We start from the raw sequence: 18,793 nt of genomic DNA, 5'->3' as shown, positions 1-18,793 counted from the left end.
GGTAAAGCGAGAGGCGGTAGCAGGAGGGGAAATCGGATGCCCGAACGCAATTCGGGCACCCAAGGAATCAGCTCATGCGGCTGAGCAGGAATTCCAGCGCGGTATCGGCCGCAATATCCTGAGACTCGGCATCACGGCGACCCTTGTATTCCAGTGTGCCGTTTTTCAGGCCACGATCGGAGATTACCAGTCGGTGAGGCAGTCCCATCAGCTCCATATCGGCAAACTTGACGCCTGGGCGCTCCTTGCGGTCATCCAGTAGTACATCAACACCCGCCTTGCGCAGCGCATCGTAGAGCTCATCCGACTTGGCGCGCACCTCTTCCGACTTGTCGTAGTTCAGCGGAACCAGTGCCACACTAAAGGGCGCTAATGCCTCTGGCCAGATAATGCCGTTATCGTCATGATTCTGCTCGATAGCAGCAGCCACCACGCGCGTTACGCCGATGCCGTAGCAGCCCATGCTCATCACCGTGGCCTTGCCGTTTTCATCCAGCACGGTTGCGCTCATCGCTTCGGAGTATTTGCGCCCCAGCTGGAAAATGTGTCCAACTTCGATACCGCGACGGATCTGGATGCGGCCCTGGCCACATGGGCTTGGGTCACCTTCGACCACGTTACGGATGTCAGCCACCTGCGGGGTGGGCAGGTCACGTTCCCAGTTGATGCCGAAGTAATGTTTGTCGTCAACATTGGCGCCGGCGCCAAAGTCAGACAGTGTTTCAACGCTGCGGTCGATGATGCAGGGAATCGGCAGGTTGACCGGTCCAAGTGAGCCGGGCCCGGCACCAATGACGCCACAAATCTCGTCATCTGTGGCGAAACGCAGGGGAGCCTCAACGCCGTGCAGTTTTTCGGCTTTCACTTCGTTCAGCTCGTGATCGCCTCGCACCAGAAGTGCGACAAAGTCATCATCAATCTCATCGCTTGCCGCCACGATCAGTGTCTTGACCGTCTTCTCAATCGGCAGGTTGAACTGCTCTACCAGCTGAGCAATGGTTTTGGCGTTGGGTGTATCGACCAGCTGCATCTCTTGCGTCGGGGCCTGACGCTGGCCCAGTGCCAGTGCTTCAGCCATTTCGATGTTGGCGGCATAATCACTGCTGTCGGAGAAGGCAATGTCGTCTTCTCCGGATTGAGCCAGAACATGGAATTCGTGTGACGAATCACCGCCAATAGAGCCGTTGTCGGCCAACACGGGGCGGAAGTCCAGACCCAGGCGGGTGAAAATGTTGGTGTACGCCTGATGCATGATTTTGTAGGTATCGACCAATGAATCCATATCGGCGTGGAAGGAGTAGGCATCCTTCATGATGAACTCACGCGAGCGCATGACACCGAAGCGAGGACGGATTTCATCACGGAATTTGGTCTGGATCTGATAGAAGTTCGCCGGCAGCTGTTTGTAGCTTTTGATTTCGCGGCGAATCAGGTCGGTAATCACCTCTTCGTGTGTCGGGCCGACACAGAACTCGCGGTCATGACGGTCACGCAGACGCAGTAGTTCGGGGCCATACTGTTCCCAACGGCCTGACTCCTGCCATAGCTCAGCAGGTTGAATGGCGGGCATCAGCACTTCCTGAGCACCGGCAGCGTCCATCTCTTCACGCACAATGCGCTCCACCTTGCGCAGGGTGCGCAGGCCCAGCGGCAGCCAGCTGTAAAGGCCGGAGGCGACTTTGCGAATCAGCCCGGCACGCAGCATCAGCTGGTGGCTGATCACCTCGGCGTCAGAGGGAGTCTCTTTCAGGGTTGCAATCAGGTATTGGCTAGCTCGCATCGATATGCAGTCCGTTTCAGAATGAAAATGGCCCCCATTTTAGGGGGCCGGACGCAGGCTAACAAGTGTTCTGGTGTCAGGCGGCCTGACAGTGTTGTTCGACAAACTGGATAAGAGCGTCAAGCTGGTGTTCGTTAAACACCGGCAAGCCGTTGCGAATCAGCTCATCGGCCGCCACACCGGGGGCGTTTGTGAGCGTGCCCGTGAAGCTGCCATCGTAAATTTCCTGGTTGCCGCAGGAAGGGCTGCGGGCTTTCATCAAGGCGCAGCAACAGTCATGTTTGTGTGCAAGTTCAAGCGTTTTCTCGGCCCCGCTGAGAAACTCGGGAGTTACATCGTCCCCGGTGCTGGTTGTGATCAGGATGGGAAAGCGGGTCTGGGTCTCAGCCGGGGGTCGGGGAGTTGGCAGGCCACCAAGGGTTTCTGGGCAGACGGTTACCAGTTTTCCCTGCTGTTGCCAGCGCTTGAGGATCGGGTGGTCAAGCAGATTGTCGCGGCCGTCATAGCGCACCTTGGCCCCGAGCAGGCAGGCGCTGATCAAAACTTTACTCATAAATACTCTGCACAATCGTGTTTATTGTTATTTTAGCGCGCGTATTTTACCGCTCTGTTGCAGTCAGGGCCAATACCACCAAAGTCAGGACTGCATGATGCAGTCCACCAGGTAGCGCTGTCGCTCCGCAAGTCTGACCGCATCGTTGTTCAGTTTCAGTGTTAGCGCGGCGTCAGCCACCGTACGCTGAGCGCCTTCACTGATAAGCTCGATCTGTTGGCTAACCTCACGCACGACACTGCTTTGCTCTTCGCTGGCACCGGCAATGCGAGTGGCCATGTCACTGATCAGCTCTATCGCCCCAAGAATTTTTGCCAATACAGCACCGGTCCCCTCGATCTGTTCAACACTCTGTTCCGATAGGGTGCGCTTTGCATCCATGGCGGAGACAATGGCGCCTGTTTGTTGTTGCAAAGCGCCTATCATTTTTTGAATTTCCCCGGTTGCCTGCTGGGTACGCTGTGCCAGCTGGCGAACTTCATCGGCTACAACGGCAAAACCACGGCCGTTCTCACCAGCGCGTGCGGCTTCAATCGCGGCATTCAGGGCCAGAAGGTTGGTCTGTTCGGCAATATCACGAATCACATTGATGATGGAGCCGATCCCTTGGCTCTGCTGCTGCAGGTCCGCTACAGAATGGGTTGTGTCCGCAATCGAGTCAGCCAGGCTGCGGATGCCGGAGACCGCTGCATCTACGACCTGTTGCCCCTGGCGGGCGCTGGACTGTGCAGCCTGGGTCTGATCGGCGGTGTTGGCGGTGCTGGTGGTCATCTCCTGAATCGTGGAGCTGATCTGATTCATGGCGGTTGCCAGTTGAATAAGTGAAGATTGCTGCTCCTCGATTTCATTGCAGGTGCGGCTCATCACATCGATGCTTTGATGCGCCCCACTGAGGACTTCTCCCGAAGCGTTTTGCATCCGCATCAAAACCGAATCCAGCTGAGACTGCAGCATCTGCAGGCTCAGACCCAGCTGACCAATATCGTCATGGGTGCCGGTATAGATCATCTGCTTGATGGGGTGGTTGACCAGTGTGCGACTCTGTTGCACCAGGGAGCGCAGCGGCTTGCATAGCCAGGTTGTGCTGATAAAGAGCAGCAGCAGGGTAGTGGCGACTGCAGCCCAGTAGAGAGGCTCGGACATATACTGCCAAAGCCCAAGCAGTAACATGGGCAACAGGCAGAGACTTTGTGCCATCCAAAGCCGTGCGCGCAGATCCGGCAGGGGCCAGCGCAGTGCAAGCGGCATTTTGCCCTGGCGGCGCAGGCGATAGATGGTGGCAGCCCGTTCGGTCGCGATTCTGGGTGGAATACGGAAAATGCATTGGCACTCGATAATGCGCCCCTGCTCTATGACCGGGATGACATAGGCGTCGAGCCAGAGAGGGGAGCCATCACGGCGGGCCAGTTGCAGCATTCCCATCCAGGGCTTGCCTTTGCCAACGGTACTCCAAAGGTCCTTGATCGGTCCTTCGGGCATTTCATTGTGGCGCAGGGATTGGAGCATCTGCCCTGTTAATGACGGGCGCTCATGGCCACTGTATTCGATAAAGGCGTGGCTGGCTTCACGAATTTCACCCTCGGGGCCGGTGACGAGAATCAGGTTGCTGTCCTGGTGCTGGGTCTTATTATTCTGTTCCATATTGATCCGCTGTTGGCTGGTCGATTGGGATACGGACCCTGCAAATTACAGGCCATCCTGAAGTTCGATTTTGACCCTTGATTGCAACGAAAAATAGCCATTCAGTGCAGCATTTGGTCACTTCATGCAGTTGCATAGTGATGATTTGATCAATTTGGTCAGGAAGGTTTACGTCAACGACAAGCAGTTATATATTCGGGATATCCCTTAAGGGAAACTGCTGCTTCCCGGCTCCGATAATAAAGATAAAAAGAGGGGAATACCCATGAGTAACCAGGCTTACAAGCCATTCTATGACCAGTTTGATGCCCAACAGCTGGCCGCCCGGATTCTTCAGGGCGACCTGACCCAGGGGATCAATGTCTGTGTCGAAATCTGCGACAAATGGGCGTCTGATCCCGACCGAATTGCGCTGAACTACCAGGGTGTAGAGCGCTCCCCCGAAAGCTGGAGCTTTGCCAGGCTGAAGGCTGAATCGGCCCGTTTTGCCAACCTGTTGTCGCAACAGGGTGTTGGCAAGGGAGACCGAGTGGCCGCGCTGTTACCGCGTACGCCGGAGCTGCTGGTGGTGATTCTGGGCACGCTCAAGGCAGGAGCGGTATATCAGCCGTTGTTTACAGCCTTTGGCCCCGGTGCCATCGAATACCGTCTGGACAAGGCCTCAACCCGTCTGGTCGTAACCGATGACCAGAACCGTTTCAAGCTTGATGACGTTAAAAACTGCCCGCCCATTGTGCGCGTAACAGCTACCGGGCCAGACAGTCATCAGGATATTGACTATCATGGCAGCCTGGCGGCCCAGTCGGAGCAGTTTGAGCCTGTGCTGGTGGGCGCCGACGATCCGATGCTGCAGATGTTTACCTCCGGTACGGTTGGCAAGTCCAAGGGGGTTGCTGTGCCGGCGCGTGCGCTGCTTTCATTTCATGTCTATATGACCTGGGCGATTGATCTGAAACCTGAGGATCAGTACTGGAATGTTGCTGACCCGGGTTGGGCCTATGGGCTCTATTACGCGGTAATCGGCCCACTACTGTTGGGCGCGACCACGCACTTCAATGAGAATGGTTTCACCCCCGAGACCACCTATCGCATGATCCGTGAGTACGGCATCACCAATCTCGCGGCCGCTCCAACGGCCTATCGTATGTTAATGGCGAACGATCATGTCCTGGCCAAAGATGAGCAGCTGGGACTCAGGGTAGCCAGCAGTGCAGGCGAGCCACTTAACCCCGAAGTGATTAGTTGGGTGGGGCGCCGTCTGGGTTGCCCGGTAATGGATCATTATGGCCAGACTGAAACCGGGATGACCTGTTGTAACCATCATGCCTTGGAGCACCCGGTACGCGTAGGGTCCATGGGCTATTCATTGGCAGGCCATCGCGTGGTTGCACTCAACGGTGAGTATGAAGAGGTGGGGCAGGATGAAACCGGTCAGCTGGCCGTTGATGTTGAGCACTCCCCGCTGTTTTTCTTCCAGGGCTACACCTGGGGCGAGAAGGATCCTTTCCATGGTCGTTACTATCTGACCGGTGATGTGGTGATCAGCCACGGCGATGGCAGTTACTCCTTTACCGGGCGTGACGATGACATCATCACTACGGCTGGCTACCGTGTGGGGCCGGCGGATGTGGAGAGTACCTTGCTGGAACACCCAGCGGTGGCGGAGTCCGGCGTGGTAGGCAAGCCAGACAGTTCTCGCGGGTCCGTGATCAAGGCCTATGTGGTGATTAAGCCGCAGTACGACCCCGATGAGACACTGGCCGATGAGCTCAAGGAGCTGGTACGAAATCGGCTGTCGACCCATGCCTTCCCGCGTGAAATAGAGTTTGTGCAGGAGCTGCCGAAAACGCCCAGTGGCAAAATACAGCGCTTTATTCTGCGTAACCAGGCGCGGGAAGAGGCTGATCAATAAGAATATGATAAGGAGTGACCCGATGCAGGTCATGGATTTTGATGAGATGCAGCTGTTCCTGCGTGACCATTTTCCGCAGGGGGAGCAGTATGGTCGGTTGGATTCTCTGGGCGATGGTTGGGCCGAAATGAGACTGGCAGTGGGTGATGATCATTTGCGACCCGGTGGTACGGTTTCAGGCCCGACCATGATGGGATTGGCGGATGTGGCGTTGTATGCGGCACTGCTCAGCCGAATTGGCCCGGTCGCCCTGGCTGTGACCATCAATCTCAATATCAATTTTCTGCGCAAGCCCAAAGCCAATGTGGATCTGTTGGCCCGTGCCGAAATGCTGAAGGTGGGCAAGCGGCTGGGGGTGGGTGAAGTTTATATCCGCTCCGCCGGTGAAGATGACCCGGTGGCCCACGCGACCATTACCTACTCGATTCCGGAGGGGGCATGAGTTCAATTCAATGGCACGATGAGCAGGTCGAGCTGAGTGAAGGTGTGAAGCTGCAGCTGCGTTGGGGACGCCAGCCATCCGGTAAAGGAAGGCCTGTACTTGTGCTGCTGCATGAGGCGCTGGGTTGTATCGACATGTGGAAACGGTTTCCACAGCAGTTGGCTGAAGCGACGGGGCTGGATCTGCTGGTGTTTGAGCGTCGGGGGTATGGCCGCTCAACACCCATTACGTTGCCGCGCCCGGATGATTATCTGCTGCAGGAAGGACAAATATGGCTGCCGCAACTATTGGACCGGCTTGGGCTTGATCAGGTGATTCTGTTTGGTCACAGTGATGGCGGCTCCATTGCCATGATTGGTGCTGCCAGCTGTCCCGAACAGGTAAAGGCAGTAGTTACGCTGGCGGCTCATATCTATGTGGATCACCTGACGCTGGCCGGAATAAAAGAAGCGGTGAAACGTTACCATGGCACCGATCTGCCGGAGCGCCTGGCGCGCTATCATGGTGATCGGACAGATCTTATTTTCCGCGCATGGTGCGAAACCTGGCAGCGCCCGTCCTGTTATCAGGCCTTGAATCTGCGACCGCAGCTGGCCGAGATCCGCTGCCCGTCACTGATCATGCAGGGCGATCGGGATGAGTATGGTGTCCCAGAGCAGGTGACTGACAGCTGTGCGGCCATTGGCCCGCAGGCCGAAGCTGCGTTCATAGCTGACTGCGGCCATGTGCCCCACCTGGAGCACCCTCAGGCGGTGATCGATCGCACGCGCGTCTTTCTGGCTGAAGCTGGATTGGTCTGAGCCCTAGAGCGCCAGTCGGCTGTGCATCTGCACCAGCTGTGCCAGACTTTCTGCCCTCATCTTGCTCATTACACGGGAGCGGTGAACTTCCACCGTTTTCGGGCTGATTCCGAGGGTTTCGGCAATCTCACGGTTGGAGTTACCGGTCACCACCAGCTCCATCACCTCACGCTCGCGCCGGCTCAGCGTTTCATACAGCTCCTGCAGCTCTCGCTGTTCGTTCTGTTCGCTGAAACGCTTGCCGGCTTCGGCCATCGCCTTGTCGACCAGGCGTAGCAGCACCTCGTCATCGAATGGTTTCTCAAGAAAGTCGAGAGCGCCGTTTTTCATGGCGTTGACGGCCATGGGTACATCACCGTGGCCGGTAATGATGATGACCGGCAGACGAATGTCACGCTCCAGCATCAGTTGCTGCAATGCCAGACCGTTGATTTCCGGCATGCGAACATCCAGCAGCATGCAGCCGGAGCGGCCGTCGTACTGGTCAAGAAAGAGTTGCGCCGACGCGAAGCTCTCGACGTTGTATGGGGTGGACTCCAGCAGCCACTGCATGGAATCTCTGAAGTCCGCATCGTCATCGATGATAAAAACGGTAGCCTGTGAGTTGGTCATGCCTGCCCCTTGAGCGGGAGTTGAAAGTGAAACCGGGTGCCACTTTGACCATCGCTCTCAACCCAGAGCCGGCCACAGTGGCTTTCGATAATGGTATGTGAAATGGACAGCCCCATGCCAAGCCCGTTTTCCTTCGAGGTGATAAACGGCTCAAACAGGTTGTCCAACTGGGCCGGGTCGATGCCTGGCCCCTGGTCGATGACGCTGACCGTAATACGTTTGCCTTCGACTCGGGTCCGAATGGTAACCGGCTTGGGGCTGATGTCAGAGTCGCTGTAGGCTTCGATCGCGTTGCGAACCAGATTGAGCAAAACCTGCTCGATCTGAAGGCGGTCGGCTTCAAGTATGGGGTTGTCGGGGTCGAGGTCGAAGTCGAAGCGGATGCTGTTGTCGAGCGCTTCCTGATTGAGGAATCGAGTTACCTCGATGCAGGTCTCATTGACTGGGAAGCTGACACGCTGGAACTCGGTGCGACGAACAAATCGACGCATGCGCTTGATGATTTCGGAAGCGCGCCTGGCTTGGGCCGATATCAGTTCCATGGAGCGAGTAACCTGAGTCAGCTCTGTGATCTGGCCTTCTTCGAGCCTGCGGAAGGTGCCGTTGCAGTAATTGATAATGGTCGCCAGCGGCTGGTTGATCTCGTGAGCCAGCTCGGTGGCCATTTCACCGACCGACAGCAGGCGTGACATGTGAGCCATTTCCAGCTGCTGGCGCTTTGCCTTTTCTTCCGCCTTGCGCTTGAGCGTAATGTCGCGGGCAATGATGGAATAGTACTCCACCTGCATGTTTTCGGCACGGTTGCGGTGGGCAATGATTTCACGAATTTCAGCGATGCGACCGGGGTTGCCGGCCGGGTAAAGCGGGATGCTACCGTACCAGGTCCCGTACAGGGCAGCATGTTGCAGCGCAGGCTCTACCAGTGTGTGCAGCACATCCTGCGGGAACAGCTGGTTAAGGTAGAACACCGCCAGATTTTCGCGTTCGGCACCGAAGGTGCGGTAGGCCGTTTCATTCATGTAGGTAAGCTGCAGCGTGCGGTGGTTGCAGAACAGGATCATGTCCGAGGATGCTTCCACGACTCGCGCCAGTCGTCGGGTCGCTTGCTGTGCCAACTCACGCTCGGTGACATCGCGGGATACGCAGATAATCTCGACAGGGTGTCCAAGCTCATCACGAATGGTGCGACTGGTGGTTTCCAGCCAGATGTAGTGGCCGTCCCGGTGCTGAAAGCGGTATACATTGGTATACATGCCGCGGCGATAGCGAACTGAATCGGCTCGTTTCTTCAGGTTGTCGGCATCGTCCGGGTGAAACAGGTCATAACCCGAGGTGCCGATGATTTCGTCCGCACGATAGCCCAGCATGCGTTCGATGGCAGGATTAACATCGATGAAGGTCCACTCGGGCGTGGGTGTATGGCGCGAAATCATGTCGGTGGACTGTTCGGCCAGCAGACGATAACGGTCCGCTTCCTGCAGACAACGCTGCAGTTCCTGCTCAAGTGGTTGCATGCATTTTCCTTATCATTTTGCGCATCTTGGCCGGCACAATCTTATGATTTTAGGTCCTATTGTGTAATAAGGGAAAATACGTATCATGAGATGACTGGATGGAATCAAATCAACCGAGGATGGCTCCCCAAAGCACTGGTGGAGAGGAACCTATAATGACAATGAATAACCATAATCCTTACGCGCTGGGACTGGATCAAAACCCGGCCAACTACGCCACACTCAGCCCGCTGAGCTTCATTGCTCGCACTGCTGCAGTTTATCCAAACCGAACCGCTGTGGTGCATCATAAAGTGCGCCGCAACTGGGCTGAGACTTACAGCCGCTGTCGCCGTCTCGCCAGCGCACTGAGCCAGCGCGGCATCAGCAAGGGTGATACGGTTGCCGTCATGGCACCCAATCTCCCGGAGGTGTTTGAAGCTCACTTCGGAGTGCCCATGTGTGGCGCAGTGCTGAACGCACTGAATGTTCGTCTTGATGCTGAAGCGATCGCGTTCATTTTGCAGCACGGTGAAGCCAAGGTGATCATCGTGGACCGTGAGTTCTCGGACGTCATTGCCAAAGCCATCAAAATCGCACGCATCAATCCGATCCTGATCGATATCGATGATCCTTCCTACGAGGGTGGCGAGTTGATCGGCGAATGCGATTATGAGGCTTTCATTGGCACAGGTGACGCCGAGTATGAATGGCAATTGCCCGCCGATGAGTGGGATGCCATCACGCTGAACTATACCTCTGGCACCACCGGCGATCCCAAGGGCGTGGTCTATCACCACCGTGGCGCCTACCTCAATGCGATCAGCAACGTGGTGTCATGGAACATGGGCGACCAGCCCATCTATCTCTGGACCCTGCCGATGTTTCACTGCAATGGCTGGTGTTTCCCCTGGTCCATTGCCGCGGCTGCCGGTGTCAGTGTCTGCCTGCGTCATGTACGGGCAGATGATATCTACCACCTTCTCAAGACAGAAAAGGTGGACCACTTCTGCGGCGCCCCCATCATATTGAACATGCTGAACAATGCCTCTGATGAGCTCAAATCCGGTATTGAGCATCAGGTGAAAGTGATGACGGCAGGTGCAGCGCCGCCTGCCTCGGTTATCGAAGGTATGGAAAACATGGGTTTCAGTGTGACTCATGTGTACGGTTTGACCGAAACCTATGGCCCCTGTGTGGTATGTGCCTGGCATGATGAGTGGAATGAAAAAACGGTTAACGAACGTGCCCGATTGAAATCCCGTCAGGGCGTGAAGGCACCGATGCTTGAAGGGTTAATGGTCGCCAACCCCGATACCCTTGAGCCTGTGCCGCAGGATGGTGAAACCATCGGCGAAATTTTCATGCGCGGCAACCTGGTGATGAAGGGCTATCTGAAAAATCCGACAACCACTGATAAGGCGTTCGAAGGTGGCTGGTTCCACTCCGGGGACCTGGCTGTCTGGCATGCCGACGGCTATGTCGAGATCAAGGACCGCTCCAAGGACATTATCATTTCGGGCGGGGAAAACATCTCCAGCATTGAGATCGAGGATGTACTCTACCGTCATCCTGCAGTGATGGAGGCGGCTGTCGTGGCGCAGCAAGACGAGAAATGGGGTGAAATTCCCTGTGCCTTCGTCACTCTTAAAGCAAATGCTGGTGAGCTTTCTGAAGCAGAACTCATTCAGTTCTGCCGTGACAATATGGCGCACTTCAAGGCACCCAAACGCGTGGTGTTCTGCGAACTGCCAAAAACCTCAACCGGCAAGATCCAGAAATTTGTTTTGCGTTCACAAGCAAATCAAAAATAATGAGCAGGATCAAAAAGCTGTAGCAGATTGAAGCCGCCTTTTGGCGGCTTTTCTGATAATGTTGGCCCTTCCCTGAACCCGCCGTGCTCGGTAAGGTCCAATATGGCGATTAGAAAAGGGATTTTGGGAGTGCCAGATGAAGGAAAGAACCCGAGCTAAGGTTGCGGCAACCGTTGCCGCCGCCACTCTCAATACCCAAGTACTCAAGGTGACTGACTTGGATGAGGGGACTGTTTATCGCATTCGTGCCCTGATGCGCCACGGGCGTGTTGATGGGTTTGATTGCCACTCGGAGCACCATTTCAAGGGCATGAGCAGCCATTCGATGAATTTTTATGACTATGAAACGAAGGCTCATGTGCATTTGAAATTGGTCGGAAGCAAGATACTCGGTTATGACCTCGCAACCGAAACCGCATTTAATGGCCAAGTGCACGGCCGTCTGATCAATCTGTATGACTATGAAACCGAGCAAACCTACCGTTTCACTGTTTAGTAAGGGCGCCTGACTCTGATCAAGCGCCCTCATGTTTTCAGCTTTCCCTGCGATCGACCATGAAGGTGCCTTCGCCCGTGGCAACCAGTGTTTCGCCTACATGCACGTCAGTTCTGCACTTGACACGACGACGACGTTCATCAATTTCGGTTACAGTCAGGCTCGCACGTGCCGTGTCACCGATATGGACCGGCGCCTTAAACTTCAACTGTTGATCCACGTAGATCGCTCCTGGCCCTGGCAGTCGTGTGCCTGCTACGGTGGAGATCAGTGCTGCACTGAACATGCCGTGTACGATACGCTGCTTGAACGGTGTGGTTTTAGCGTATTCATCATTGATGTGAATCGGGTTGTTATCACCGGAAATACCGGCAAACAAAATCACATCCGCATCGGTGATGGTCTTGGCATAGGAGGCGCTCATACCCACTTCGAGGTCTTCCAGATAGTAACCGTGCAATTCCTGCATCTCATGATTCTCTTGTTGGCTTTTGGAGTGAGGCTGATTGTAAACCCGGGTTGACAGTATAAAAGGACCATATGAAAGTTTTCCTGCTTATCAAACCCGTGCTACATGCTAGAATAAGTGTATTCCCTTATAGGGACCGGTGCCACTGCCTGTGAGGCACAAACCGGTATGGCTGCTTCAAACGATTAACGAGAAGGTATCCAATGGCTGATTACAACGCACCACTGAAAGATATGAAGCTGACGCTTGACCATGTTGCGCGTATGCCTGAGCTGGCGCAGAAACCGGGCTTTGAAGATGCATCGGCCGATATGGTCGATGCAATTCTGGATGAGGCTGCTCGTGTGGCACGGGATGTTGTGGCTCCGAGTAACTGGGAAGGAGACCAACAGGGTGTGCAGCTGAAGGATGGAAGTGTCGTCTGCCCGGAATCGTTCAAGGAGGCCTATCAGCAATATGCCGAGGGGGGCTGGGGATCACTCCAGTTTGACCCGGAATACGGCGGTCAGGGCTTGCCGTTTCTTCTGTCTATTCCGGTGATGGAAATGTGGCACTCTGCCAACATGGCGTGGGGCCTGTGTCCGATGCTGAGTCAGGGGGCGGTTGAGTGTCTGGACCTGAACGGCAGTGATGAACTCAAGGAAAAGTACCTGCCCAAACTGGTTAGCGGTGAATGGACAGGTACCATGAACCTGACCGAGTCCAATGCGGGCTCAGACCTGTCAGTTGTTCGTGCCAAGGCGGAACCCGAGGGTGATCACTATCGCGTCAGCGGGGAGAAGATTTTCATCACTTGGGGCGACCACCAGATGGCTGAAAACATCATCCACCTGGTGCTGGCGCGATTGCCTGATGCTCCCGCTGGCGTGCGCGGTATTTCGCTGTTTTTGGTGCCCAAGTATCTGGTCAATGAAGATGGCTCCCTCGGGGAATTGAATACGGCTGGCCCTCTGTCTCTCGAGCACAAGTTGGGCATTCATGCCTCGCCGACTTGTGTCATGGGTTTTGATAATGCCGTTGGCTATCTGGTTGGTGAGCCGAACCGAGGTCTGGCCTGCATGTTTACCATGATGAACAACGCGCGTTTGAGCGTGGGGTTGCAGGGTGTTTCCATCTCGGAGCGCGCCTACCAACAGGCATTGCAGTATGCATTTGAGCGCATACAGGGACCGGCCGTCGGGACGAAAGAACCTGGCCCGATCATTCGGCATGCTGATGTGCGACGCATGCTCCTGACCATGAAGACCCTGACCGAAGCGGGTCGAGCCATTGCCTACGATGCCTGCGGCAGTCTTGATTTCGCGCTCAAGGCGGATACCGAAGAGCAGAAGGTGCTTGAAAAGGCTCGTGCCGCTCTGCTCACGCCCATCGTCAAAGGCTGGTGTACCGAAGTGGCTCAGGAGGTGACCTCGCTGGGTGTACAGGTACATGGTGGGATGGGATATGTGGAAGAAACCGGCGCCGCACAGCACTTCCGCGATGCCCGTATCCTGCCGATCTATGAGGGAACCAACGGTATCCAGGCACTGGACTTGGTGGGTCGAAAAACCTTGATGGACAAGGGCGAGGCACTGTCAGCACTGGTACAGGAGATGCGCAGTAGCGTGGCCGCATGCGACCCGTCTCTGACACCTCAGGCAAAACAGCTTGAAGAAGCGATCGCGGGGCTTGATCGTGCCCGTGAACAACTGCTCAAGGGTTCGGTGGATGACGAGCAGTGGGCCGGTGCCGTGGCGTACAACTTCATGATGCTGGCAGGCTACGTCTGCGGTGGTTGGCAGCTTCTGCGTCAAGGGAACGCTGTGGTTCGCCTGATGGCTGAAGGTGAAGATGACCCCTATCTGCAGGCAAAACTGGAGAGTGTCCGTTTCTACATGGCACAGGTGTTGCCACGCTGGAAAGGGCATGCCGACATGGTGGCTGACGGCAGTCGTTCCATCATGGCACTGTCTGAGGAGCTGTTCGCCAGCGCCTGGGAATAAATTTCATCCTGCAGGCAGATCCGGCTGGATCTGCCTCTTGCTGCAGGGCACAATCTGACACTTGTGGATATAACGATAAGGAACCACGATGTCGCATCAGGCCCAACGTCTGAAGGTTCTGTTTGCCGGAATTTTCAGTCAGATCCTCTGTATCGGGATTGCCCGATTCTCCTATACCCCACTGTTGCCCGTGATGCAGGAGCAGACCTGGATCGGCGATGCCGAAGGTGGCTGGATGGCTGCCATCAACTACGCCGGCTACATGTGCGGTGCCTTGATTGCGGCTTCATTGAGCGACCTTCAGCTCAAGGACAGACTTTACCGCATTGGCCTTGTCATGGCCGTTGTGACTACGGCAGCCATGGCATTGACAGAAAACATGCTGCTCTGGTCCTTGCTGCGTTTTCTTTCCGGTCTCAGCAGTGCCGGCTCCATGCTGATCGCATCCGGCCTGATTCTGAACTGGCTGATTCGCAATAACCATCGCAGCGAGCTGGGTATTCACTTTGCCGGTATTGGTCTGGGTATCATGTTCGCTGCCATAGTAGTGGAGATCATGCTCAGGCTGTCTCTGGGATGGGATGAACAGTGGCTCTGGTTTGCAGTGCTTGGGGTAGTGCTGGCTGCTCCGGCCTGGCACTGGATGCCAAGACCTGAACCCCTTGGCCTGGGCGGCAGTGGCCCATCAATGCTGGATCAGCCGCCGGGTAAACGCTTCATGTGGCTGATGATGATGGCCTACTTCTGTGCCGGTTACGGTTATGTGATCAGTGCGACCTTTATCGTCACCATTGTTGAGCGAGAGCCCGCACTGGCCGGCATGGGGCAGCTGGTATTTCTGGTGGTGGGACTGGCTGCGGCCCCTGCCGTAATGGTGTGGGACCTGATTGCGCGCCGAATGGGCTATCTGGGGGCGCTGTTGCTGGCCTACCTGATTCAGGTTGTGGGCATTGTCATACCGGCTCTGAGTGAGAGTCTGGCTGCTATTTTGCTGAGCGCAGTGCTTTATGGAGGAACCTTCATCGGTTGTGTCAGCCTGGTATTGACCATGGCGGGCCGGTTATACCCATCGAAGCCGGCCAAGTTAATGGGCAAAATGACCCTGTCCTACGGCGCAGCCCAGATTATCGCTCCGGCGCTGACCGGTATGCTGGCCGCGCAGAGCGGGGATTACAACACCGGCCTTTGGTTGGCCGGTGGGTTCGTAACACTGGGTGCTGTGCTGATACTGCTGTTGCGTTTCACCGACCGTACTGCCGCTGAGCTGGATCAGAGCAACCGCTTGGTCCGTGGCTGATTCAGGCGCTTGTGCTGTCGCAGGCTGACTGCCGCGGCAGCAGCCAGCGGCCGAGCACAAAGCCGCTGACGGCGCCGGCAAACATGATGGACACCATGGGCAGGGGAGTGCCGTCCCCCAGCAACCCGGTCAGAATCCCGCCAACCGCGCCGGTCGCGAAACCGCAGGCCCCGATCAGAGCCGTAGCGGTTGCAGCCGTGTGGGGGAAAAACTCACTGGTACCCGCCATCGCATTCGACATCACAAATCCCTGCATGCCGATAAAGAGCATCACCAGGACCAACACCATCCAGACGGGGGCGGGTGTCAACAGATACCCCAGCAACAGAGCGGTCGCTGCCAACAGTTGAACCTTTTGTGCACCTTGCAGCAACTGTTGAGGGCTAAAGCGGTGCAGCAAGCGAATATTGATGCGATTGCACAGCAGCAGAGTGACGATATTCGCTCCAAACAGAATTGGATACACGCTGGGTGATATGCCGTAGTAGCCGATATACATCCCGGGTGAGGCCGTGATAAAGGCAAACATGCCAGCGTAACTGGCCGCAACCGAACACAGGTAGCCCAGTGCATTTCGGTTTTGCAGCACACTCAGATAGTTGCGCAACGGGTTTGACAATGGGCCTTCGCGGGGTGCCAATGTTTCAGGCAGGCGCATGAACAGTGCCACGGAGAGAATCAGTCCATAACCAAACAAAAACATGAAAATACTGCGCCAGTCGCTGATCTTGAGAATCAGCGCCCCTATCACGGGCGCCAGCAATGGTGCCGCCATGATGATGCTGGCCATGCGGCTCATCGCCTGAGCGCTTTCGCGGCCGGAATGGCGATCCCGAATGATTGCCATTGAGTTGACCACGCTGATGCCGCCGCCAAAGCCCTGAAGAACCCTGGCCAGCCAGAGTGCATGCGCGGAATCTGCCAGCATGGCCCAGAAGGCGCCCAGCATAAAAATACTCAGGCCGGTAAAGACCGCTGTGCGTCTGCCGAAACGGTCAGAGTAGGGGCCGCCGAAGAGCTGACCAACGGCAAATCCTGCCAGGAAAAGACCGACGGTCAGTTCGATATCATGAACAATGACGCCAAGATCACTTGCAATCGCAGGAATGGCGGGCAGATAGGCATCCGTTGACAGCGGGGCGAGCGCAGTCAGTCCAGCAAGCATCAATATCAAACCCGGAATATGGGTGGTCTTGGGTGTCATTGAAGATCCTCATAACTGCAATAGCGGCGTGTTTGCACATGGGTCTTAGTGAGATGTGAAACCGTGCAAGGGAAGCAATCCGTGTGTACTCGGAAAGTGTAGTGTAATATACATTACATAATATTGACCTGTCCATTGCGTTCGGTCGTGCTGACAGGGCAGCAGGCCTGATATAATGGCCCCACATTCAGACGCAGAATTTGCCATGAACAAAATGCAGCAGGATGAAAAAACAACGGCGTGCGGGCTGACCCCAAAAGGGCTGGAGCGACAGAAGCGCATTCTCGACGCCGCTCGGGAAGTGTTTCTGGAGCAGGGATACGACAATGCCAGCATCAACGACATCATGTGTCGGGCCGGTGGTTCGTTGAGTACGCTCTACAGGCTGTTTGGCAGCAAACTGGGGTTGTTTGAAGCGATGATGGAACAGACTTCAAACCAGGTGTTTGCTGCCTTTCAGGCATTTGAATGCTCAATCAAACGGCAGGAAACTCCCGAGCAGGCACTCAAGCGTTATGCGCGACTGCTGCTGGAGCGTGTTCTCTCACCTGAGGCTGTCGGCCTATACCGTCTGATCACCACCGACTGCAGTAGCGAGCGAGAGCAGATACAGCAGCTTTTCTATGCCCAGGGCCCCAAGCGTATCAACGAGAAGCTCGCCGGCTACCTGCGTGTTCAGGTTGAGCAGGGTGTGCTGCAGATTAATAATCCGGAACTGGCGGCCTTTCAGTTTGTAGACATGGTGAAGGGCCAGTTCCAGTTGAGAGCGATGCTGGGCATGACGATAACCGATGGCGAACTCGATGCAGCTGTAGAGCAGGCAGTGGATATATTTCTGCGCGGAACTACTCCGCGCTGATCCTTTCGCACAGGCCCGCCCTGATGCTGTTGCCAAAACCTCGAATAGGGTATCTTAGGCGCAATTTGTACCCGAACACAGATGGACACTGAATCCGCATATGATTATCAAACCGAAAATCCGTGGCTTTATCTGCACTACTACCCATCCTGTCGGCTGTGAAGCCAATGTACGTGAACAGATCGCATACACTCAGGCACAGGGCAAGATTGAGAGCGGCCCCAAGCGTGCGCTGATCATCGGCTCTTCCAGTGGCTACGGCCTGTCATCTCGCATCGCAGCGGCCTTTGGCAGTGACGCCGCGACCATCGGGGTGTTTTTTGAAAAGCCGGGCAGCGAACGCAAGACTGGCACGGCCGGCTGGTATAACGCAGCCGCTTTCGACAAGCTGGCCAAGGAAGCCGGACTCTATGCCAAGAGCCTCAACGGTGATGCCTTCTCACACGAAGCCAAACAGAAAGTGATCGACCTGATTAAACAGGATCTGGGTCAGATTGATCTGGTGGTGTACTCGCTGGCGTCACCGGTGCGTAAATTGCCGGATACCGGTGAGGTGATTCGCTCTGCGCTGAAGCCGATCGGTGAGCCTTACCGCTCGACCGCCATCGATACCAACAAGGACGTGATTACCGAAGCCGAGATTGAGCCGGCTACCCAGGAAGAAGTCGATAACACCGTTAAGGTGATGGGCGGCGAAGACTGGGAACTCTGGATCAAAGCTCTGGAAGAGGCCGGTGTGTTGGCCGAAGGCTGCAAGACCGTTGCCTACAGTTACATCGGCACCGATATTACCTGGCCGATTTACTGGCACGGCGCCCTTGGCAAAGCCAAGCAGGATCTGGACCGCGCCGCTACCGAACTGAACAGCCAGCTTTCTTCGGCGCATCAGGGGCAGGCCAACGTGGCTGTGTTGAAGTCGGTGGTTACTCAGGCCAGTTCTGCAATCCCGGTCATGCCGCTTTATCTGTCCATGGTGTTCAAAGTGATGCGTGAGCAGGGTGTGCATGAAGGCTGCATGGAGCAGGTGCATCGCCTGTTCAATACCGGCTTGTACGGTGACACTGCCCAGATTGATGAAGGCAACCGTTTCCGCATGGATGATTGGGAGCTGCGTGAAGACGTGCAGCAGGCGTGCCGTGATCTTTGGCCGCAGGTCACCTCCGAGAACCTGTTTGATGTGACCGACTATCAGCTGTACAAGGATGAATTCCTGAAGCTGTTTGGTTTTGGCATTGATGGCATAGACTACGATGCTGATGTGAACCCGGATGTACAGTTCGACGTGGACGATATCTAGCCTGTACAGGTATATGCGAGAAGACATCGACCCCCGTTACGCGTGATCGTAACGGGGGTACTTCACCATAACATCCCCCTGATCTTGGGCGAATGAAAGTCCGGGATGTGAAACGGGGCGAAGTTGGTACAGTGCCTTGATA

16 protein-coding genes are annotated in these 18,793 nt (G+C 55.8%); 9 read left to right on the top strand and 7 right to left on the bottom strand.

The features are described 5' to 3' along the window. Window positions 1-67: 67 nt before the first annotated feature. The 3 genes from ACAM29_RS06740 to ACAM29_RS06730 all read right to left on the bottom strand — a co-directional run bounded on the left by ACAM29_RS06740 (window position 68) and on the right by ACAM29_RS06730 (window position 3,974). Window positions 68-1,780 carry a proline--tRNA ligase gene (locus ACAM29_RS06740; RefSeq protein WP_369623625.1) on the bottom strand — a complete coding sequence of 571 codons (1,713 nt, stop codon included), beginning with the start codon at window positions 1,778-1,780 and terminating at the stop codon, window positions 68-70. Between the two features lie 76 nt (window positions 1,781-1,856). Beyond that, window positions 1,857-2,333, bottom strand: coding sequence for a DUF523 domain-containing protein (locus tag ACAM29_RS06735; RefSeq protein WP_091826977.1), 477 nt, complete (start codon window positions 2,331-2,333; stop codon window positions 1,857-1,859). An 84-nt stretch (window positions 2,334-2,417) separates the two neighbouring features. After that, window positions 2,418-3,974, bottom strand: a complete 1,557-nt coding sequence (locus ACAM29_RS06730) for a methyl-accepting chemotaxis protein (protein WP_369623624.1) — start codon at window positions 3,972-3,974, stop codon at window positions 2,418-2,420. A gap of 265 nt (window positions 3,975-4,239) precedes the next feature. Here ACAM29_RS06730 and ACAM29_RS06725 point away from each other — a divergent pair, with 265 nt between their 5' ends. From ACAM29_RS06725 to ACAM29_RS06715, 3 genes are read left to right on the top strand one after another with little or no spacing between them, the layout of a single operon-like run. Then, the gene (locus ACAM29_RS06725) at window positions 4,240-5,886 is read left to right on the top strand and encodes an AMP-binding protein (protein ID WP_369623623.1); all 1,647 of its coding nucleotides are present in this window, start codon (window positions 4,240-4,242) and stop codon (window positions 5,884-5,886) included. Between the two features lie 22 nt (window positions 5,887-5,908). Then, window positions 5,909-6,328, top strand: a complete 420-nt coding sequence (locus ACAM29_RS06720; RefSeq protein WP_091826981.1) for a PaaI family thioesterase — start codon at window positions 5,909-5,911, stop codon at window positions 6,326-6,328. Next, window positions 6,325-7,128 carry an alpha/beta fold hydrolase gene (locus ACAM29_RS06715; protein ID WP_369623622.1) on the top strand — a complete coding sequence of 268 codons (804 nt, stop codon included), beginning with the start codon at window positions 6,325-6,327 and terminating at the stop codon, window positions 7,126-7,128. The genes ACAM29_RS06720 and ACAM29_RS06715 overlap by 4 nt, the downstream gene beginning before the upstream one ends. A gap of 3 nt (window positions 7,129-7,131) precedes the next feature. Here ACAM29_RS06715 and ACAM29_RS06710 read toward each other — a convergent pair whose 3' ends face one another. Further along, complete coding sequence (locus ACAM29_RS06710) at window positions 7,132-7,740, bottom strand: response regulator transcription factor (RefSeq protein WP_206841245.1); 609 nt, start codon at window positions 7,738-7,740, stop codon at window positions 7,132-7,134. Then, on the bottom strand, window positions 7,737-9,254 hold the full coding sequence (locus ACAM29_RS06705; protein ID WP_369623621.1) for a PAS domain S-box protein: 1,518 nt from the start codon (window positions 9,252-9,254) through the stop codon (window positions 7,737-7,739). The genes ACAM29_RS06710 and ACAM29_RS06705 overlap by 4 nt, the downstream gene beginning before the upstream one ends. 155 nt (window positions 9,255-9,409) lie before the next feature. On the opposite strand from ACAM29_RS06705, the gene ACAM29_RS06700 reads away from it, so the two are divergent. Beyond that, a complete protein-coding gene (locus tag ACAM29_RS06700; protein ID WP_354406337.1) occupies window positions 9,410-11,047 on the top strand; it encodes an acyl-CoA synthetase in 1,638 nt (545 codons plus the stop codon). Between the two features lie 136 nt (window positions 11,048-11,183). Beyond that, on the top strand, window positions 11,184-11,543 hold the full coding sequence (locus ACAM29_RS06695) for a hypothetical protein (protein WP_369623620.1): 360 nt from the start codon (window positions 11,184-11,186) through the stop codon (window positions 11,541-11,543). A 37-nt stretch (window positions 11,544-11,580) separates the two neighbouring features. Here ACAM29_RS06695 and ACAM29_RS06690 read toward each other — a convergent pair whose 3' ends face one another. Further along, window positions 11,581-12,012: a MaoC family dehydratase gene (locus tag ACAM29_RS06690; RefSeq protein WP_091826986.1), complete on the bottom strand. Its 432-nt coding sequence runs from the start codon at window positions 12,010-12,012 to the stop codon at window positions 11,581-11,583. Window positions 12,013-12,215: 203 nt separating this feature from the next. Between ACAM29_RS06690 and ACAM29_RS06685 the strand changes: the two genes are divergently transcribed. Continuing rightward, window positions 12,216-13,994, top strand: coding sequence for an acyl-CoA dehydrogenase C-terminal domain-containing protein (locus ACAM29_RS06685; RefSeq protein WP_206841252.1), 1,779 nt, complete (start codon window positions 12,216-12,218; stop codon window positions 13,992-13,994). Window positions 13,995-14,082: 88 nt separating this feature from the next. Next, the gene (locus tag ACAM29_RS06680; protein WP_206841254.1) at window positions 14,083-15,291 is read left to right on the top strand and encodes a YbfB/YjiJ family MFS transporter; all 1,209 of its coding nucleotides are present in this window, start codon (window positions 14,083-14,085) and stop codon (window positions 15,289-15,291) included. 1 nt (window position 15,292) lies between these two features. Here ACAM29_RS06680 and ACAM29_RS06675 read toward each other — a convergent pair whose 3' ends face one another. Next, complete coding sequence (locus ACAM29_RS06675; RefSeq protein ID WP_354406334.1) at window positions 15,293-16,495, bottom strand: multidrug effflux MFS transporter; 1,203 nt, start codon at window positions 16,493-16,495, stop codon at window positions 15,293-15,295. Between the two features lie 175 nt (window positions 16,496-16,670). Between ACAM29_RS06675 and ACAM29_RS06670 the strand changes: the two genes are divergently transcribed. Both ACAM29_RS06670 and fabV read left to right on the top strand, forming a co-directional pair. Further along, window positions 16,671-17,354, top strand: coding sequence for a TetR/AcrR family transcriptional regulator (locus ACAM29_RS06670; RefSeq protein ID WP_091826990.1), 684 nt, complete (start codon window positions 16,671-16,673; stop codon window positions 17,352-17,354). 100 nt (window positions 17,355-17,454) lie between these two features. Then, window positions 17,455-18,651 (top strand): enoyl-ACP reductase FabV, encoded by a 1,197-nt coding sequence (fabV, locus tag ACAM29_RS06665; RefSeq protein ID WP_206841257.1) that lies wholly within the window; start codon window positions 17,455-17,457, stop codon window positions 18,649-18,651. The last annotated feature ends 142 nt before the right edge of the window (window positions 18,652-18,793 follow it).

The organism is Marinobacterium sp. BA1, from assembly GCF_041155135.1.
Lineage (GTDB): Bacteria > Pseudomonadota > Gammaproteobacteria > Pseudomonadales > Balneatricaceae > Marinobacterium > Marinobacterium iners.
The sequence above is the reverse complement of the archived record's forward strand: the minus strand, read 5'-3'. Positions and strand labels throughout refer to the sequence as shown.